The following is a 15,551-nucleotide window of genomic DNA, read 5'->3' as shown; positions in this document are numbered from 1 at the left end:
GCCGAAAACCGGATTATTGTCCCCGCGTCATTTTTCCCGAATAGCCGCCCGATCCACCGAAACCGCCTTCACCAGCGCGACCACATGGTCACCCGATTGCAGCGCCAGTTCGTCGACCGAGCGCCGCGTCAGCCGTGCACCGAGACGACGGCCTTGGAAGTCCAGCGAGACATGGGCATTCGGGCCATCATCCGCCGTAATGGCAGTGACGGTCACCGGCAGCACATTGCGGATGCTGATCGCTTCCGGCACCTTGCGTGCGATGGAGACGTCGCGCGCGCGCACGCGCAGCCGCACATGCATATTCTGTTTCAGCCCCGCATCGCTGAGCTGGAACGACGCGCCGCCGAGATCGATTTCCGCCAATTTGTAGCGCTCGTCGTAGGACGAAACCAGCCCTTCCAGCAGCACACCGCCACTCTCGCCTTCCGCATTGATCAGTGGAAAGACATCCGTCGCCGTACCGCTTGCGGTCACCTTACCGCCAGACAGAAGCACGATTTCGTCGGCAAGCCGCGCAACCTCATCGATTTCATGGCTCACATAGACAATCGGCACATGGCTTTCATCGCGAAGACGCTCGATAAAGGGCAGAATTTCCTGCCGGCGCGCATGGTCGAGTGAAGAAAGCGGCTCGTCCAGCAAAAGAAGTGCGGGATCAGACAACAGCGCGCGACCGATAGCGACACGCTGGCGCTCGCCACCTGAAAGCGTCGATGGCCGCCTGTCGAGGAGATCATCAATGCCGAGCAGCGCCACCACCTCGTCAAAGCTCCGTGTCGCCTGCCTGTGCCCGGCCCAACGCGCATAAGTCAGGTTCCGCTTCACGCTCATATGCGGAAACAACCGCGCTTCCTGAAACACATAGCCGATGCGGCGCTTTTCCGGCGGAAGATTGACGCCCTTTTCGGCATCGAACAGTGTGAAGTCACCCACGGCAATGCGTCCGCTCTCCGGACGGAGTGTTCCGGCAATCATTTTCAGAAGCGTCGTCTTGCCGGCGCCCGAATGGCCAAACAATGCAGTCACGCCCCAGTCGGCGGCGAAATCGGCCTCGACAGGAAACCTGCCATTGCGCCCTTTGATCGAGACAGCAAGCCCGCTCATTTTGTCGCTCCCGCAAGCCTGCGCTGCAACCACTCGGAAAGGACCACGGCGGCAATTGAGATGGCTGCAGATATGGCAATCAGACGGAATGCTTCGGCATCACCCGTTGGCGTCTGCATCAGGGCATAGATGGCAAGCGAAAGAGTCTGCGTTTCGCCGGGAATGTTGGATACGAATGTGATCGTAGCGCCAAACTCACCCAGAGCCTTGGCAAAACCAAGCACTGCGCCTGCAAGCACACCGGGCAGCAAAGGCGGCAGAATGACCGTGAAGAAGGCCGTGAACCGGTTCGCGCCAAGCGTGCGCGCCGCTTCCTCAAGTCCGCGATCCAGCCCCTCTATCGAAAGCCGGATCGGACGGACGAGCAACGGAAACGCCATGACACCGGCGGCAAGTGCGGCGCCCGTCCAGCGAAAGGCAAAGGAAAGACCGAACAATTCCTGCAGAGGCGCTCCCAGAACACCCCGCGCGCCAAACAGGATTAAAAGCAGATAGCCCGTCACCACCGGCGGCAGGACCAGCGGCATGGTGACGATAGCCTGCGCCAGAGACTTGCCCGGAAAATTGAACCGGGCAAGAATCCAGGCGACGATAAAGGCAACTGGCAGCGCAACAATGATGGCTATTCCGGCAACCCGGAGCGACAGAGACACAATCTGCCAGACATTACCCTCAATCATCTTTGGCCATCATTATTCAGCAGCCTCCGCAGCTCCCACGAAGCCCTTTTCCTTGATGATCGCCTGACCGGCATCACTTTCAAGGAAAGCCAAGAAAGCCTTGGCGGCATCGGTTTCGTTCTTCGCAACAAGTGCCGCCGGGTAAAGGATCGGGGCGTGGCTGCTTGCCGGGAAGCGATAGGCTTCGACCAGTTCCGGTGCTGCGGCACGGTCCGACGCGTAGACAATGGCCGCCTTCACTTCCGCGCGGCTGACATATTGCAGCGCAACGCGAACATTCTCGGCAAATACGCCATTCTTCTCGACGTCTTTCCAAATGTTGAGCTTTTCAAGCGCTGCCTTGCCGTATTTGCCCGCCGGGACATTTGACGGATCACCCATGGCAAAACGACCGGCGCTCAAAAGCTCCTTGGCGTCACCCTTCGGCGTGTCTTTCTGCGTTGCAATCACCAGCGCATTGCCGGCGATCACCTTGCGTGAAGCCTTGTCGATGGCATCGGCCTTTTCGACATAATCCATCCAGTCGAGATCGGCGGAAATGAAAATCTGCGCCGGAGCGCCCTGCTCGATCTGCTTGGCCAGAACCGACGAAGATGCAAACGACGCGACCACTTCGGTACCGTCCTTGGCCTTCATCTGTTTGGCAGCTTCTTCGATAACGTCTTTCATGCTGGCGGCAGCGAAAACGGTCACCTTCTCGGCAGCATGGGCAACCGAGGCGGTACCCGCAGCAACGGTGATGAGAAATGCGGCGATCAGTTTCTTCATGAATATCCTCCATATTGCCTGCGACGACAGGCAAACCATCATCCGCCGGAAAACCGGCGCTGTTTCTGTATGAGCATTGGAGATTTCCTATGCCCCGACTTGCGATGATGGGTGTGATGGAGGCAAACGCGACCCGGATGCCGTCAAACCCTTGATGCACGGGCGTCCATGCAAAAGCCGCCCAAATTCCGTAACGAATTCAGATCGTTCCGGAACCAGAGCCACCATAATGGGATGAAATCTGTTTGACCAGCCCTATGGGGAGCATGCGGCAATAGAGCATTTCCTGTTTTGATTAAAACATTGGAAATGCTCTATTGTTTTGTTCTGACGCGCATCTTGTCCGAAACCGTTTCACACTTTTCGAGATGCGCTTTAGAGCATTGCCGCAAATTGCGTCAACTGCCGATGTGCTTGTGCGCCCCGCGCATTTCGGCGAGCTTCACCTGCTTCTGGCGTTCTGCGTAGCGGGCGCGATCTTCCGGCGTGCGCTCGTCATAACAACCGGCACAGGAAACGCCTTCCTTGAAAAACTGCGAAAGCTTGTCCTCCGGCGAAATCGGGCGGCGGCAAGCGCGGCACAGTTCGACATCGCTTTCAGCAAGGCCATGGCCCACGGCCACGCGCTCGTCGAACACAAAGCACTCTCCGTTCCACATGCTGTCTTCACGCGGAACTTCCTCAAGATACTTCAGGATACCGCCCTTTAGATGAAAGACATCGTCGAAGCCCAGCCCCTTGACGAAGGCCGTTGCCTTTTCGCAGCGAATACCGCCTGTGCAGAACATGGCGATCTTCTTGCCTTCCAGTTTGTCGCGGTTCTGCTCGACCCATTCGGGGAACTCGCGAAAAGTCTTGGTCTGCGGATCAAGCGCCCCTTCGAATGTGCCGATGGCATATTCATAATCGTTGCGCGTATCGACCACGACGGTGTTCTCATCGGCGATGAGTGCGTTCCAGTCCTGCGGCGCGATATAGGTGCCGACGCTTTTCAGCGGATCGATACCATCGACACCCATGGTGACGATCTCACGCTTCAGCCGCACCTTCATGCGATGGAACGGCATTTCGGTCGCATGGGAATATTTGAGCTCCGGGTCAGCCAGACCGGGGATAGCCGTGATGTGCTGCACCAGCTTTTCAATTGCCTGGGGTGTGCCTGCAACCGTCCCATTGATGCCTTCCGCCGCCAGAAGCAGCGTTCCCTTGATGCCATTCGAGCAGCAAAGCTTGGCAAGCGGCTCGCGCAGGCTTTCATATTGCTGGAGCGGCGCAAAGCAATAAAGGGCGGCAACGGTGAAAGGCAAATTGCTCATCGGTTCTATCTTCTTTGAAAACTATCCCGCAACTAATCCCCACAAACGGCGAATTCAAGTCAACTTTATCCTCATGCGACCAAGACGCCCCAAAATCCGCCTCGAAGACCACTTTTCGAGGAGAGAGATATGTTCGACAGCCAGACAATTGCAGCCCTGACGACAATGGCAGATGAGACGGAGATCAACCCGGCGGCTTTGTTGGCAATTGCGGAAGTGGAAAGCGGCGGGCAGGCGCTATTCGATATCAGCGGAGGCAAGGAACCGGCCATCCGGTTCGAAGGACATTATTTTGACCACAGGCTGTCCGGTCGTCTGCGCGACTATGCGAGGAGCAACGGCCTGTCCGCCCCAGTCGCAGGCCAGATACGCAATCCGAAATCGCAAACCGCGCGCTGGCTTCTGCTTGAACGTGCGATGGGCTTGAGCAAAAAGGCAGCGCTTGAATCCACCTCTTGGGGGCTGGGGCAGGTTATGGGTGCGCATTGGGAATGGCTTGGCTATGCCACCGTCGATGAACTTGTGGCGGAAGCACGCGGATCGGTTGCTGGTCAGGCGCGCTTGATGCTGCGCTTCATCGAAAAGGCAGAGCTTCTCGAAGTGCTGAAAGTCCGCAACTGGCGCGAGTTCGCCCGACGCTATAACGGTCCGGCTTTCGCCCGCAACGAATATGACAAACGCATGGCCGAAGCCTATCAGCGCTGGCAAAAGCAGCTTGAGAACTTTAAAAGAGCCGCATGAATGCGGCTCCTTCAGTAGTGGACAAATTGCCGAAGGGGACTTAGAGCAGTTCCTGTTTTAACGGAAACCGTTGGAACCGCTCTAATCGTTCATTTTAACGCATTATCCGACGCAAAACCGTTTCACACTTTTGCTGGAAATGCTTTAAATCGATTTATCCACTCAAACAGCCGAGCAAGCCGATGTCCCAGAAAACCGATCTTCTCGCCCCCATCATGACAGGCCAGCCGGTCATTCCGGTTCTGTTGATCGACAAGGTGGAACATGCTGTTCCGCTGGCACGCGCGCTTGCCAAAGGCGGATTGCCCGCAATCGAAATCACCCTGCGCACGGCTGCGGCACTTGATGCCATCCGCGCGGTCGCGTCGGAAGTGCCGGAAGCAATCGTCGGTGCCGGGACGATCCTCAATGCCAAACAATATGAGGATGCAGCGAAGGCTGGTTCGCGCTTCATCGTCAGCCCCGGCGCAACGAAATACATCGTCGCTGCCGCCAATGACAGCGACGTGCCACTTCTGCCCGCCGCCATCACACCGAGCGAAATGCTGGCGCTCCGCGAGGAAGGCTATACCCATCTGAAATTCTTCCCCGCTGAACAGGCTGGCGGCGCATCGTTCCTGAAGGCGCTGTCCTCTCCGCTGGCCGGAACCTTCTTCTGCCCGACAGGCGGCATCAGCCTTGCAAACGCCAGGAATTACCTGTCGCTGCCGAACGTCGTCTGCGTCGGCGGCTCGTGGGTTGCACCGAAAGAACTCGTCGAGGCTGGCGACTGGGATGCAATCACCGACCTTGCAAGCGAAGCAGCTGATCTGAAAAGCTGAGTAAGCTCATATGGGATGTAAAAAGGGGCCTCGAAGGCCCCTTTTCTTTTGGTTTGTCGTCGTTTGGATGGCGATCAGTTGGTTTCCGTGAACTTGGCCACTGTCAGGAAGGTAACGGCATTGCCGCTGAACTGGTTGGCGCGTTCGGTCGGCAAATTGCCACGCTGGAAACCTGCCGTGTAGACCATGGCCGGTGCGGAGCGCATCGCATCGTTGCGGAGAACCGGATTGGTCACCGGTATGGCGCTCGACACCGATTCCGTCGACATGGCGACTTCCGAAGTTGGCATCACCGCAGGCTGGACAACTGCACGCGGTTTGGACTGGGCCTTGGCTACATAACGCCCGCCCTTCGCGGTGGTACGAACACCAGTTTCTGCTGCCTTGCCAATCACTGCGACCTGTTTATGGACTGCCGCAGAAGCAGTAGCTGTCGGCTTTGCCGGTGCCGTGCGGGCAACCGACGCTGTCTGCACAGCTGCTGGAGCCTGTTTTGGCGCAGCGTCTGCAACCGGCTTGCTGTCGTAATAATCGTCAGAAGGCGGTGCGATCAGTTCGCCGATCTCATCCCTCTTGGAAAGCAGGGCAAGCTGCGTGTTGGCACGCGGCGCTTCCTTCGGCAGCGGGAACGCTGCCGTTTCGCCCGGCTGCGGCACAGCCGCATTGCCTGCATCGGCAAGCTGCGTCGGTTCGGCCTGCTGGCTATTGACCAGTGCGGCAATCGCATCCTGACCGTTTGTGGCAGGGTTTTCACCCGGACGCGTCGGACGCGCTGACGGCACCACCGCAGCTGCAAGCTGCATATTATCCGTTTCAAGCTGCGGGCGAGCCGACGGGATTGGCACAAAACCATTCATCAGCTGCGAAGGCGTACCAGCATCGGCAACCTGAACCGTATTCGCATCCACAGCGGCACGGGCGGCAGCTGCCGCATCGGCGGCAGGTTCGGCTGCGGCGAGTGCAACGGCATCCTGCGGCGCCATTGCGGGTTTGCGAGCCGGGATAGGAACGTTTAGTGCGGCGACCGGGACTTCGGCTGCGGCCTGTGCCTGTGCATCAAGGCCCGTTTCCGGACGCGGTGCCTGTACTGGAAGCGGAGCATCGCGGGCAGGCAGAGCAGCAACCATGGTTTCACGCGGCTGCTGGACCGGCTCTTCCGGAACCGCTGCCGGAGCCTGACGCGCAGGCGCGGCGCGAGCCGGCCGTGCCGTCGCCGGCGGGGCGCTCACATCACCAGTGTCTTCTTCTTCGTCGGCACCGCCGCCAAACAGCGCACCGAACAGGCTCTTGCTGCGACGCGGCGCGGAATTGCTGGCCATCAAGATCTCGCCGCCACCGGCCTTGCGCTTCTCGATCATGGCCAATGCCTGCTCATAGCCCGGCAACGGCTTGCCGTCTGCGGGAAGGTGAGCGGTCTTGCCGTCCGGGAAGAGTGCGAGCAGTTCGCGGCGGCTCATGCGCGGCCAGGAGCGAACATTGCCAACATCCATGTGGACGAATGGCGAGCCGGAACGCGGATAATAGCCAACGCCACCAATCTGATAGCGCATGCCGATGCCGCGCAATTTTGCCAGAGGTACGCCGGGAATATAGAAGTCCATCGCTCGGCCGAGCATATGCTGGCTCTTCTTGGCAACGCCGGTCTTCGCGGAACGCGAGCGCAGCATGGCATTGGTGGCCGGTGAACGATAAGCGGAAACGACGGTGATATACTGGCTCGACCCAGTAGAGCGATAGACCTGCCAGACCAGATCGAACAGGCGCGGGTCCATCTTGGTCGGCTCGTTGCGGCGCCAGTCTCGCAGGAAAACGTTCAGCTTCTTCAAACCTTGGGCGTCAAAGCGACCGTTTCTCTTGAAGACGATTTCCGCTTTTTCACCGGTGTGAACGTAATAAAGCTTGAGAGAGCGGGTTTCAGCCGAAGCCTGCGAAGGAGACAGCGCCATGAGAACCGCAGCAGCGGCAAGGGCAGACGGAACGGACATAGATGCCTTCATCCCGGTCCAAACCTTCGCAAAGCGCGCTTTAATGGTCGATATGCTGTTCATCGAATCGTATCGCCTTACCGTTTTTCCGCCCCAGAAGCATTCTCCAGGCATCCCTCGGGACTTTCTTTGTGGTGCCACAAAAAGCCTGCGTCCCAGTTCCGCTCGAGCTCCGATTGTCGGATTTAATGGTTAATGGACGCTTAGTGAACAACAAATGAGGAAACACCATGGCAAAAAAGCCACACACGCGCATCTATTTTTGTCATGGTTAAAAAATTATTAACAGTCTTTAATCGGCAACAGTACCTGCCAGGCGTGACAGCCAATCTATTATAAACGACTAAAATTCAATTGGTTAGGCAGAGTTTCATCAACTGGCAGCACGGTTGAAAGGGGTCGTTTCCCCCTCCTCATCGGCACCCGGCCCCTTGCCGGAAATCGACGTCACATCGATGCCATATTCCTTCAGCTTCCGGTAAAGCGTCGTTCTTCCAATGCCCAAACGACGGGCAACTTCACTGATTTGCCCGTCATAATGGGCGATCGCGAACCGGATCATTTCTTCTTCGGCTGCGGCAAGGGTGCGCACCTCGCCTGCTCCGTCGATCCCGCTGAACAAGCCCGACTGACCATTCACCGTTGGATCGTGATCGACAAGGTTGAACTGGGCGGGTTGCTGTGCTGCCCTTGCGGCCTCTGTCCCCGCACCGATCTGTGCGAAATCAGCTGCCGTCAGTTCGCCAGTCTCGCAGAGAAGGACGGCACGATAAACGGCATTTTTCAGCTCCCGCACATTGCCGGGCCAATGATAGGTCTTCAGCTTTTCCAGCGCATGGGTGGTGATGCCGGTGATGTGCCCCATCCGCTCTTCGCTGACATAGCGCATCATGAACTGATGCAGCAGGATCGGAATATCTTCCAGACGGTTGCGCAGCGGCGGCATAGCAACGGCAAAGGAGCCGAGCAGATGGTAAAGCCCTGCATGGAAACGCCCCATATGGACGAGATCCGCCAAAGGACGGCTGTTCGATGCCATTATGCGGGCGTTGGACAGCGCGCGCTCGCCTCCCCCGCCGGTTTCGAACTGGCCGGACTGCATGGCGGCAAAAAGCTTGATCTGCGTGTGGCGTGGCAGTGCACCCACCTCATCCAGAAAGAGCGTCCCACCATCGGCTTCCACGAGTTTTCCGAGGCTGCGGATGACATCATCCTCGCGGCGGTCGCGCCGTGCAGTCGAAACGCCGAAGAAAACTTCGTCGGCATTGTCGACGGTCAAGGTGCGGCAATCAACGGTCACGAAAGGGCCACGCCAGCGAGCACCGCCGCTGCAAATAGCGCGCGCCAGTGTTTCCTTGCCGCTGCCGGGCTCTCCTTCGATCAGAAGCGGTGCATCCAGCGCCGAGGCACGACGTGCCAGAATGCTGACCCGCTCCATTTCCGGGCTTTTGATCGCCATGTCGGAAAGTGTCAGATGAGCTTTCAGGGATGAGCGGGCACGTCGGATTTCCTGCGTCAGCGCATCGATCTTCAGAACATTGGAAACCGAAACCTGCACACGCTCGAAGGCGACCGGCTTGGTCACAAAATCGACCGCGCCCATTTTCATTGCCAGCAGAACCGGCTGGAGATCATCATTCTGAACGAGAACAATAACAGGAACATTATTTCCAGCTTCGCGCATCCGGCGCAAAACGGTCAGGCCATCCATGTCCGGCATCGATAGATCAAGCAGCATCAGGACGATGTCCTTACGCTGGCTTACAAAGCCGAGTGCGCTTGCTCCACCGTCAGCAAGAATGGTCCGATAGCCCATGCGCATGACTATCGCTTCAAGATTGCGCCGATGAATCGGATCGTCATCCGCTATGAGTATGCGCGTGGCCATTAACAGCTATCATCAACCTATGGAGTTCCCACGCCCAAAATACTTAAACAGTTTAAATGTCTCATATTCCAGGCGCGTTATTTGGAGGCAAGCCTTCGTCGAATGCAAGGTACTAAATGTACCTGAACGTCCCATTCACAAAAATTGTATCCTGAATCCACTCCCCGATTCAGGTATTTGCTTTTCTGCAATCCACCGCGGGACAGGCCATCACAAAATTTCGAGGCGCTTTTCCCACCTCTTGGCGATCCTGGCAAGACATGCGAGAAGAGGCCTAGTAGAGCGGTTCCGGTTAACGCGGAATCGTGGAACCGCTCTATCTCTTTGTTTGTACGCATTATCCGACGAAAAACCGTTTCGCACTTTTTCTGGAAATGCTCTTGGAGAATGTTCATGACCCGCTTTTCAGAATCCGTTTCCTTCAACAAGGTTTTGTACGCACCGGCCAGTGATGCGGTTGCTGCCGAAACGACTGACCTCGGCAACCTGCCGGAATGGAATCTGGGCGATCTTTATCCGTCTGCGGACAGCGCAGAACTGAAAAACGATATCGAAAAGGCTATGAAGGACGCTGCAGCCTTCGAGAAACGCTGGAAAGGCAAGCTCGGCGACGAAGCAGCCAAGACCAATGGCGGCAATTTTGTCGATGCAATCAAGGAATTCGAGGCTCTGGACGAACTGATGGGCCGTATCGGCTCCTTCGCGGGCCTCTACTATTATGGCGACACGTCCGACCCGAAGCGCATGAAGCTTTTCGGTGATGTGCAGCAAAAGCTGACCGACGCCAGCACCCATCTCATTTTCTTCGGCCTTGAACTGAACCGCATCGAGGATGCAGTTCTCGAAAAGGCGATGAGCGATAACGAAGCCATTGGCCATTATCGCCCATGGCTGACCGATCTGCGCATGGACAAGCCATATCAGCTCGATGACAAGCTGGAGCAGCTCTTCCATGAAAAGTCGATTACCGGCTACAGCGCCTGGAACCGGCTGTTCGATGAAACGATGTCAGGGCTTCGATTTGAAATCGATGGCAAGGAACTCAGCATCGAGCCGACACTGAACATGCTTCAGGACGCCGATGGGGCCGTGCGTAAAAAAGCCTCCGATGCACTGGCAAAGATTTTTGCCGCCAATCTGCGCACATTCACACTGATCACCAACACGCTCGCCAAAGACAAGGAAATTTCCGATCGCTGGCGCGGTTTTCAGGATATTGCCGACAGCCGCCACCTTGCCAACCGCGTCGAGCGGGAAGTGGTGGACGCACTCGCCAAGGCGGTGGAAGACGCCTATCCACGCCTTTCGCACCGTTATTATGCCCTGAAAGCCAAATGGCTTGGCCTCGAAAAGCTTGAAAACTGGGATCGCAACGCGCCGCTGCCGGAAACGCCGCAGGCGCTCATTCCTTGGGATGAAGCGCGTGAAACCGTACTTTCCGCCTATGGCAATTTCGCACCGGAAATGGCCGAGATTGCGAAGAAATTCTTCGACAGGAACTGGATCGACGCGCCGGTCCGCCCCGGTAAGGCACCGGGCGCCTTTGCACATCCGACCGTTCCGTCTGCGCATCCTTACGTGCTTCTCAATTATATGGGCAAACCGCGCGATGTGATGACGCTGGCACATGAGCTGGGCCATGGCGTGCATCAGGTTCTGGCGGGTGGTCAGGGCGCTCTGATGGCCTCAACGCCACTGACGCTTGCTGAAACCGCATCCGTGTTCGGCGAAATGCTGACCTTCCGTTCGCTTCTGGAGCGCACGAAAGACAAGCGCGAGCGCAAGGCCATGCTGGCGCAGAAGGCCGAGGATATGATCAACACGGTCGTGCGCCAGATAGCCTTCTACCAGTTCGAACGTCGCGTCCATACCGAGCGCCGCGAAGGCGAACTGACCGCAGAACGCATCGGCGAAATCTGGATGGATGTGCAGCGCGAAAGCCTTGGCGATGCCGTCAATCTCAATCCGGGTTACGAGACCTTCTGGACCTATATCCCGCACTTCATCCATTCGCCGTTCTATGTCTATGCCTATGCTTTCGGCGATTGTCTGGTGAACTCGCTTTATGCGGTCTACCAGAACTCGGAAAAGGGCTTCCAGCAGAAATATTTCGACATGCTGAAGGCTGGCGGCACCAAGCACCACAAGGAATTGCTTGCGCCGTTCGGTCTGGATGCAAGCGATCCGGATTTCTGGAGCAAGGGCCTGTCGGTGATCGAAGGCATCATCGACGAGCTTGAAGCCATGGAAGACTGAGCACTTGCGTGACTCACCAAAGCAATAAGCCGTTTATCCTGTTCCGGGATGACAAGGCGGGCCGCGATGTGCTTTTCACGGCCCCCTCATCGATCATTCGCGCCGACACACCTGATGAATTTGAACCCGCATGGGATGCGATGCAGGCGGCCCATAATGCCGGAAAATGGCTTGCGGGTTATCTATCCTATGAAGCCGGCTATCTTCTCGAGCCCAAGCTGAAGCCGTTGCTGCCAGAGGGACGCAATGCCCCGCTTCTCTGCTTCGGCGTGTTCGATGGCCCTTCCGACCAGTCTATGCACGGCCGCGGCGAAGACAATGCCACCTTTCTGCGCGATCCGGTCGAGCAATGGTCGTTCGACGACTATGCGCCCCGCTTCGAACGCTTGCACCAGCACTTGCGCGAAGGCGATTGCTATCAGGGCAACCTCACCTTTCCGATCCATGCGGAATGGGGCGGCGATCCGCGGATCCTGTTCAACATGCTCGCAAAACGTCAGCCGGTTCGCTACGCGACCTATTGCGATCTTGGTGGACCGGTTGTCCTGTCGCGCTCGCCGGAACTTTTCTTTGAAGTCGACGGCGACGGGTGGATTGAAACCCATCCGATGAAAGGCACCATGCCCCGCGGTGCGACGCCTGAAGAAGACGAGCAGAACCGCCAGTTTCTGCTGAACGACCCGAAGAATCAGGCCGAAAACCGTATGATCGTTGATCTGCTTCGCAACGACATTTCGCTTGTCAGCGAAGTAGGATCGCTCGATGTGCCGGAACTCTTCCGCATCGAAACCTATCCCACCGTCCACCAGATGATCAGCCGCGTGCGGGCCAGACTGAAAGAAAACCTGCCATTGCGCACGCTCTTTGCAGCCCTTTTCCCGTGCGGCTCGATCACCGGCGCACCAAAGATCAGCGCCATGGAAATCCTGCGTAAACTGGAGGCCGGGCCGCGCGACATTTATTGCGGCTCGCTCGGCTGGATCGAGCCAAGCGGGCGGATGCGTTTCAACGTTGCCATTCGCACGATCTCGCTTCTCGATGAAAATCGTGCGATCTTCAACGTCGGGGGTGGCGTGGTCTTCGATTCCACGGCGCAAGCGGAGTACGAGGAATGTCTTCTGAAAGCACGGTTCGCGGCACTGTCGAGCCACACGGGGCGCAGGCCGTGATCATGGAGCCGGATTATCAGCTGATCGAAACCATGCGCTGGGAACCGCTCTCGGGCGTTTTACGCTTCGATTTGCATATGGCGCGTCTCGAAAATTCCGCCCGTGAACTCGGTTTTTCCTGCAATATGGAAGCTGTCCGGCAGAAGGTTTCAGAAAGCGGAACCGGTGAGCAGGCCCTGAAGGTGCGGCTGACACTTGCGCCCGATGGCGTGACCACTGTCTCGACCATACCTTTTGAGCCACTCTCCTGCCAGACGATCTGGCGAATCGCAATTGCCCGCACGCACCTTGATCACAATGATACTCTGTTGCGCCACAAGACGACGCGACGGCAGGCCTATATCGCAGCGCGCGAGGAGTACTCGCCGGCGGAGATCGACGAAGTCGTCCTGCTCAATGATCGCGGCGAAGTCTGTGAGGGAACCATTACGTCGATATTTCTCGATGTTGGCGGCACGACCTGCACGACGCCCGCCCTATCATGCGGCCTCCTCGACGGGGTTCTGCGCCGTGAATTGCTGAACAACAATGTTGTCGAAGAGGGTATCGTTACCGTCGAAACGCTCAAAAATGCGCGCAACATTCTCGTCGGCAATTCGCTGCGCGGCATGATCCGCGCACAGTTGATCGAGGCTTAAAAAGCCAATCCGCATTAAACATGTATTGATGTCATAGGCTTGTGACGTTTCTTTCTTTCTATGAAGTTGTGTTATCGTTCCCGCGCATAAGCTAAACCGGGCTAAGGATAACCCAACACCGCAATTCTGCGGCACCTCAGAGGAAGAAAATGGCGAAAGCGAAATGGCAAGTCTATGGCGAGATAACCGGCCCCGTCATCATGATCGGCTTTGGGTCGATCGGGCGCGGTACCCTGCCGCTGATTGAACGTCATTTCAAATTCGACAAGTCGCGCATGGTCGTGATCGATCCGAGCGACGCCAATCGCAAAATCCTCGATGACAAGGGCATCCGCTTCATCAAGGAAGCAATCACCAAGGACAATTACAAGAAGGTTCTTGGACCTCTCTTGAAAGAAACGGAAGGCCAGCCTTTCATCGTCAATCTTTCGGTCGATACCGGATCACTCGATCTGATGCGTTACGCCCGAGAGCATGGCGCGCTTTATATCGACACCGTGGTGGAGCCTTGGCTCGGCTTCTATTTCGATGAAGACGCAGACAATGCCTCGCGAACCAACTATGCGCTGCGCGAAACGGTTCGCGCTGAAAAGCGCAAGAATCCCGGCGGCACGACCGCAGTTTCCTGCTGCGGTGCCAATCCGGGCATGGTCTCGTGGTTCGTCAAGAAAGCGCTCGTCGATCTTGCGACTGAACTGAAGCTCGATTTCACCGAACCGGCAGTGGATGATCGCCACGGCTGGGCGAAACTGATGAAAAAAGCCGGCGTCAGGGGTATCCACATCGCCGAACGCGATACCCAACGCGCAAAAGAGCCGAAACCTTTCAACACATTCTGGAATACATGGTCCGTCGAAGGGTTCATCGCCGAAGGCCTGCAACCGGCAGAGCTTGGCTGGGGCAGCCATGAAAAATGGATGCCCAAGAATGCCCGCAAGCAGAAGAAGGGCAACAAGGCCGCAATTTTCCTCGAACAGCCCGGCGGCAATACCCGTATTCGCACCTGGTGTCCGACGCTCGGCGCGCAATATGGCTTGCTCGTCACCCACAATGAAGCGATCTCCATCGCCGATTTTTTCACGCTGCGCGACAAGAAGGGCAAGCTTGATTTCCGCCTGACCTGTCACTACGCCTATCACCCGAGCAATGACGCCATTCTGGCTCTTGACGAAATGTTCGGCGCAAGCGGCAAGGCGCAACCCGTGCAGCATGTTCTGGAAGAGCATGAAATTCTGGACGGCAGTGATGAACTTGGCGTGCTGCTTTATGGCCACGACAAGAATGCCTATTGGTACGGCTCGCAGTTGACCGTAGAGGAAGCGCGCAAACTTGCGCCTTATCAGAACGCGACTGGCCTGCAGGTTTCCTCAGCCGTTCTGGCGGGCATGGTCTGGGCGCTGGAAAATCCGCGCAGCGGCATCGTCGAGACCGACGAGATGGATTACCGCCGTTGCCTTGAAGTCCAGATGCAATATCTGGGTCCGTTGAACGGCTATTACACTGACTGGACACCGCTGGAAGGTCGCGGCCATCTGTTCAAGGAAGACCTCGATACCAAGGATCCGTGGCAATTCCGGAATATTCTGGTTCGCTAATCAAGCTGGCCCGGCTTCGACCGGGCCATTCCATGAGGAATATGTGCGTTTATCGATATTTGCCCGCAATACGATAAGGCTGGCTGTAAGCCGGTTTCCTGATCTGATGGCTCTGATCTGCGGACTTCTGGTCTTGCCCTGGATTCTAGGTGTGCCGGGGCATCCCAGCCAGACGGTGCAGTTTGGATGGACGATCGGGCTAATCTCGATTGTCCTCTATCTCGCTCTCTACCAGTTAACGAAATCCATTGCCTCCATGGTCTCGTTCAAGAACAGTACTGCGCTCAAGCACTATCTTCGTCGCGCACTTTCAGCGTCGTCGGTGATCGTCGCCGTCATGATGTTTATATCGGCAATGCTGATTTTCGGGTCGTGACAGCGAAACGGAAAGATCGGGCACAGCCTTCCACTCTGCGCGGCGATCTTGCATCATTGTCAACAAATCGACAGGCGGAGGCCCATTCCTCACAATGAGGGCTTGTTTTCGTGCAAGTTTCAATACATCAAACTAACCATCCCCGAGCGGTTCCAATCAGCACGGAATCGTTGAAGCCGCTCTAAATACTTGGTTTTACGCATTTCAGACG

13 protein-coding genes are annotated in these 15,551 nt (G+C 56.9%); 7 read left to right on the top strand and 6 right to left on the bottom strand.

Annotated elements, in window-relative coordinates; genetic code table 11:
* Positions 1-27: 27 nt before the first annotated feature.
* From modC to trhO, 4 genes are all read right to left on the bottom strand, one after another.
* Positions 28-1,107, bottom strand: a complete 1,080-nt coding sequence (gene modC, locus ABDF71_RS20455; protein ID WP_151616100.1) for a molybdenum ABC transporter ATP-binding protein — start codon at positions 1,105-1,107, stop codon at positions 28-30.
* Positions 1,104-1,787 carry a molybdate ABC transporter permease subunit gene (modB, locus tag ABDF71_RS20450; protein WP_258125020.1) on the bottom strand — a complete coding sequence of 228 codons (684 nt, stop codon included), beginning with the start codon at positions 1,785-1,787 and terminating at the stop codon, positions 1,104-1,106. Before modB ends, modC begins: the two co-directional genes overlap by 4 nt.
* Positions 1,788-1,799: 12 nt before the next feature.
* A complete protein-coding gene (gene modA, locus ABDF71_RS20445; protein WP_151616098.1) occupies positions 1,800-2,555 on the bottom strand; it encodes a molybdate ABC transporter substrate-binding protein in 756 nt (251 codons plus the stop codon).
* Between the two features lie 398 nt (positions 2,556-2,953).
* Positions 2,954-3,871 carry an oxygen-dependent tRNA uridine(34) hydroxylase TrhO gene (gene trhO / locus ABDF71_RS20440; RefSeq protein WP_258125019.1) on the bottom strand — a complete coding sequence of 306 codons (918 nt, stop codon included), beginning with the start codon at positions 3,869-3,871 and terminating at the stop codon, positions 2,954-2,956.
* A gap of 129 nt (positions 3,872-4,000) precedes the next feature.
* Here trhO and ABDF71_RS20435 point away from each other — a divergent pair, with 129 nt between their 5' ends.
* Positions 4,001-4,612, top strand: a complete 612-nt coding sequence (locus ABDF71_RS20435; protein ID WP_258125018.1) for an N-acetylmuramidase family protein — start codon at positions 4,001-4,003, stop codon at positions 4,610-4,612.
* A gap of 182 nt (positions 4,613-4,794) precedes the next feature.
* On the top strand, positions 4,795-5,433 hold the full coding sequence (locus ABDF71_RS20430; RefSeq protein WP_151610365.1) for a 2-dehydro-3-deoxy-phosphogluconate aldolase: 639 nt from the start codon (positions 4,795-4,797) through the stop codon (positions 5,431-5,433).
* A gap of 74 nt (positions 5,434-5,507) precedes the next feature.
* Here ABDF71_RS20430 and ABDF71_RS20425 read toward each other — a convergent pair whose 3' ends face one another.
* Both ABDF71_RS20425 and ABDF71_RS20420 read right to left on the bottom strand, forming a co-directional pair.
* Positions 5,508-7,430: a peptidoglycan L,D-endopeptidase MepK gene (locus ABDF71_RS20425; protein WP_258125043.1), complete on the bottom strand. Its 1,923-nt coding sequence runs from the start codon at positions 7,428-7,430 to the stop codon at positions 5,508-5,510.
* A gap of 361 nt (positions 7,431-7,791) precedes the next feature.
* Positions 7,792-9,306 carry a sigma-54-dependent transcriptional regulator gene (locus tag ABDF71_RS20420; RefSeq protein ID WP_258125017.1) on the bottom strand — a complete coding sequence of 505 codons (1,515 nt, stop codon included), beginning with the start codon at positions 9,304-9,306 and terminating at the stop codon, positions 7,792-7,794.
* Positions 9,307-9,699: 393 nt separating this feature from the next.
* On the opposite strand from ABDF71_RS20420, the gene ABDF71_RS20415 reads away from it, so the two are divergent.
* From ABDF71_RS20415 to ABDF71_RS20395, 5 genes are all read left to right on the top strand, one after another.
* Positions 9,700-11,562 (top strand): M3 family oligoendopeptidase, encoded by a 1,863-nt coding sequence (locus tag ABDF71_RS20415; RefSeq protein ID WP_010660679.1) that lies wholly within the window; start codon positions 9,700-9,702, stop codon positions 11,560-11,562.
* An 8-nt stretch (positions 11,563-11,570) separates the two neighbouring features.
* Positions 11,571-12,731 (top strand): aminodeoxychorismate synthase component I, encoded by a 1,161-nt coding sequence (locus ABDF71_RS20410; protein ID WP_258125016.1) that lies wholly within the window; start codon positions 11,571-11,573, stop codon positions 12,729-12,731.
* The gene (locus ABDF71_RS20405; RefSeq protein ID WP_258125014.1) at positions 12,674-13,369 is read left to right on the top strand and encodes an aminotransferase class IV family protein; all 696 of its coding nucleotides are present in this window, start codon (positions 12,674-12,676) and stop codon (positions 13,367-13,369) included. The genes ABDF71_RS20410 and ABDF71_RS20405 overlap by 58 nt, the downstream gene beginning before the upstream one ends.
* 149 nt (positions 13,370-13,518) lie before the next feature.
* A complete protein-coding gene (locus tag ABDF71_RS20400; protein ID WP_258125013.1) occupies positions 13,519-14,964 on the top strand; it encodes a homospermidine synthase in 1,446 nt (481 codons plus the stop codon).
* 43 nt (positions 14,965-15,007) lie between these two features.
* The gene (locus ABDF71_RS20395; protein WP_010660675.1) at positions 15,008-15,340 is read left to right on the top strand and encodes a hypothetical protein; all 333 of its coding nucleotides are present in this window, start codon (positions 15,008-15,010) and stop codon (positions 15,338-15,340) included.
* Positions 15,341-15,551 lie beyond the last annotated feature (211 nt).

The sequence above is a fragment of the Ochrobactrum sp. WV_118_8 genome (genome assembly GCF_039631535.1).
GTDB lineage: Bacteria > Pseudomonadota > Alphaproteobacteria > Rhizobiales > Rhizobiaceae > Brucella > Brucella anthropi.
Note: the sequence above shows the minus strand (reverse complement) of the source record. Positions and strands in the feature narration are given on the sequence as shown.

Coding starts and splice junctions, on each gene's coding strand:
- modC (WP_151616100.1), bottom strand. CDS start 1,107: ATGAGCGGGCTTGCTGTCTCGATCAAAGGGCGCAATGGCAGGTTTCCT.
- modB (WP_258125020.1), bottom strand. CDS start 1,787: ATGATTGAGGGTAATGTCTGGCAGATTGTGTCTCTGTCGCTCCGGGTT.
- modA (WP_151616098.1), bottom strand. CDS start 2,555: ATGAAGAAACTGATCGCCGCATTTCTCATCACCGTTGCTGCGGGTACC.
- trhO (WP_258125019.1), bottom strand. CDS start 3,871: ATGAGCAATTTGCCTTTCACCGTTGCCGCCCTTTATTGCTTTGCGCCG.
- ABDF71_RS20435 (WP_258125018.1), top strand. CDS start 4,001: ATGTTCGACAGCCAGACAATTGCAGCCCTGACGACAATGGCAGATGAG.
- ABDF71_RS20430 (WP_151610365.1), top strand. CDS start 4,795: ATGTCCCAGAAAACCGATCTTCTCGCCCCCATCATGACAGGCCAGCCG.
- ABDF71_RS20425 (WP_258125043.1), bottom strand. CDS start 7,430: ATGAAGGCATCTATGTCCGTTCCGTCTGCCCTTGCCGCTGCTGCGGTT.
- ABDF71_RS20420 (WP_258125017.1), bottom strand. CDS start 9,306: ATGGCCACGCGCATACTCATAGCGGATGACGATCCGATTCATCGGCGC.
- ABDF71_RS20415 (WP_010660679.1), top strand. CDS start 9,700: ATGACCCGCTTTTCAGAATCCGTTTCCTTCAACAAGGTTTTGTACGCA.
- ABDF71_RS20405 (WP_258125014.1), top strand. CDS start 12,674: ATGTCTTCTGAAAGCACGGTTCGCGGCACTGTCGAGCCACACGGGGCG.
- ABDF71_RS20400 (WP_258125013.1), top strand. CDS start 13,519: ATGGCGAAAGCGAAATGGCAAGTCTATGGCGAGATAACCGGCCCCGTC.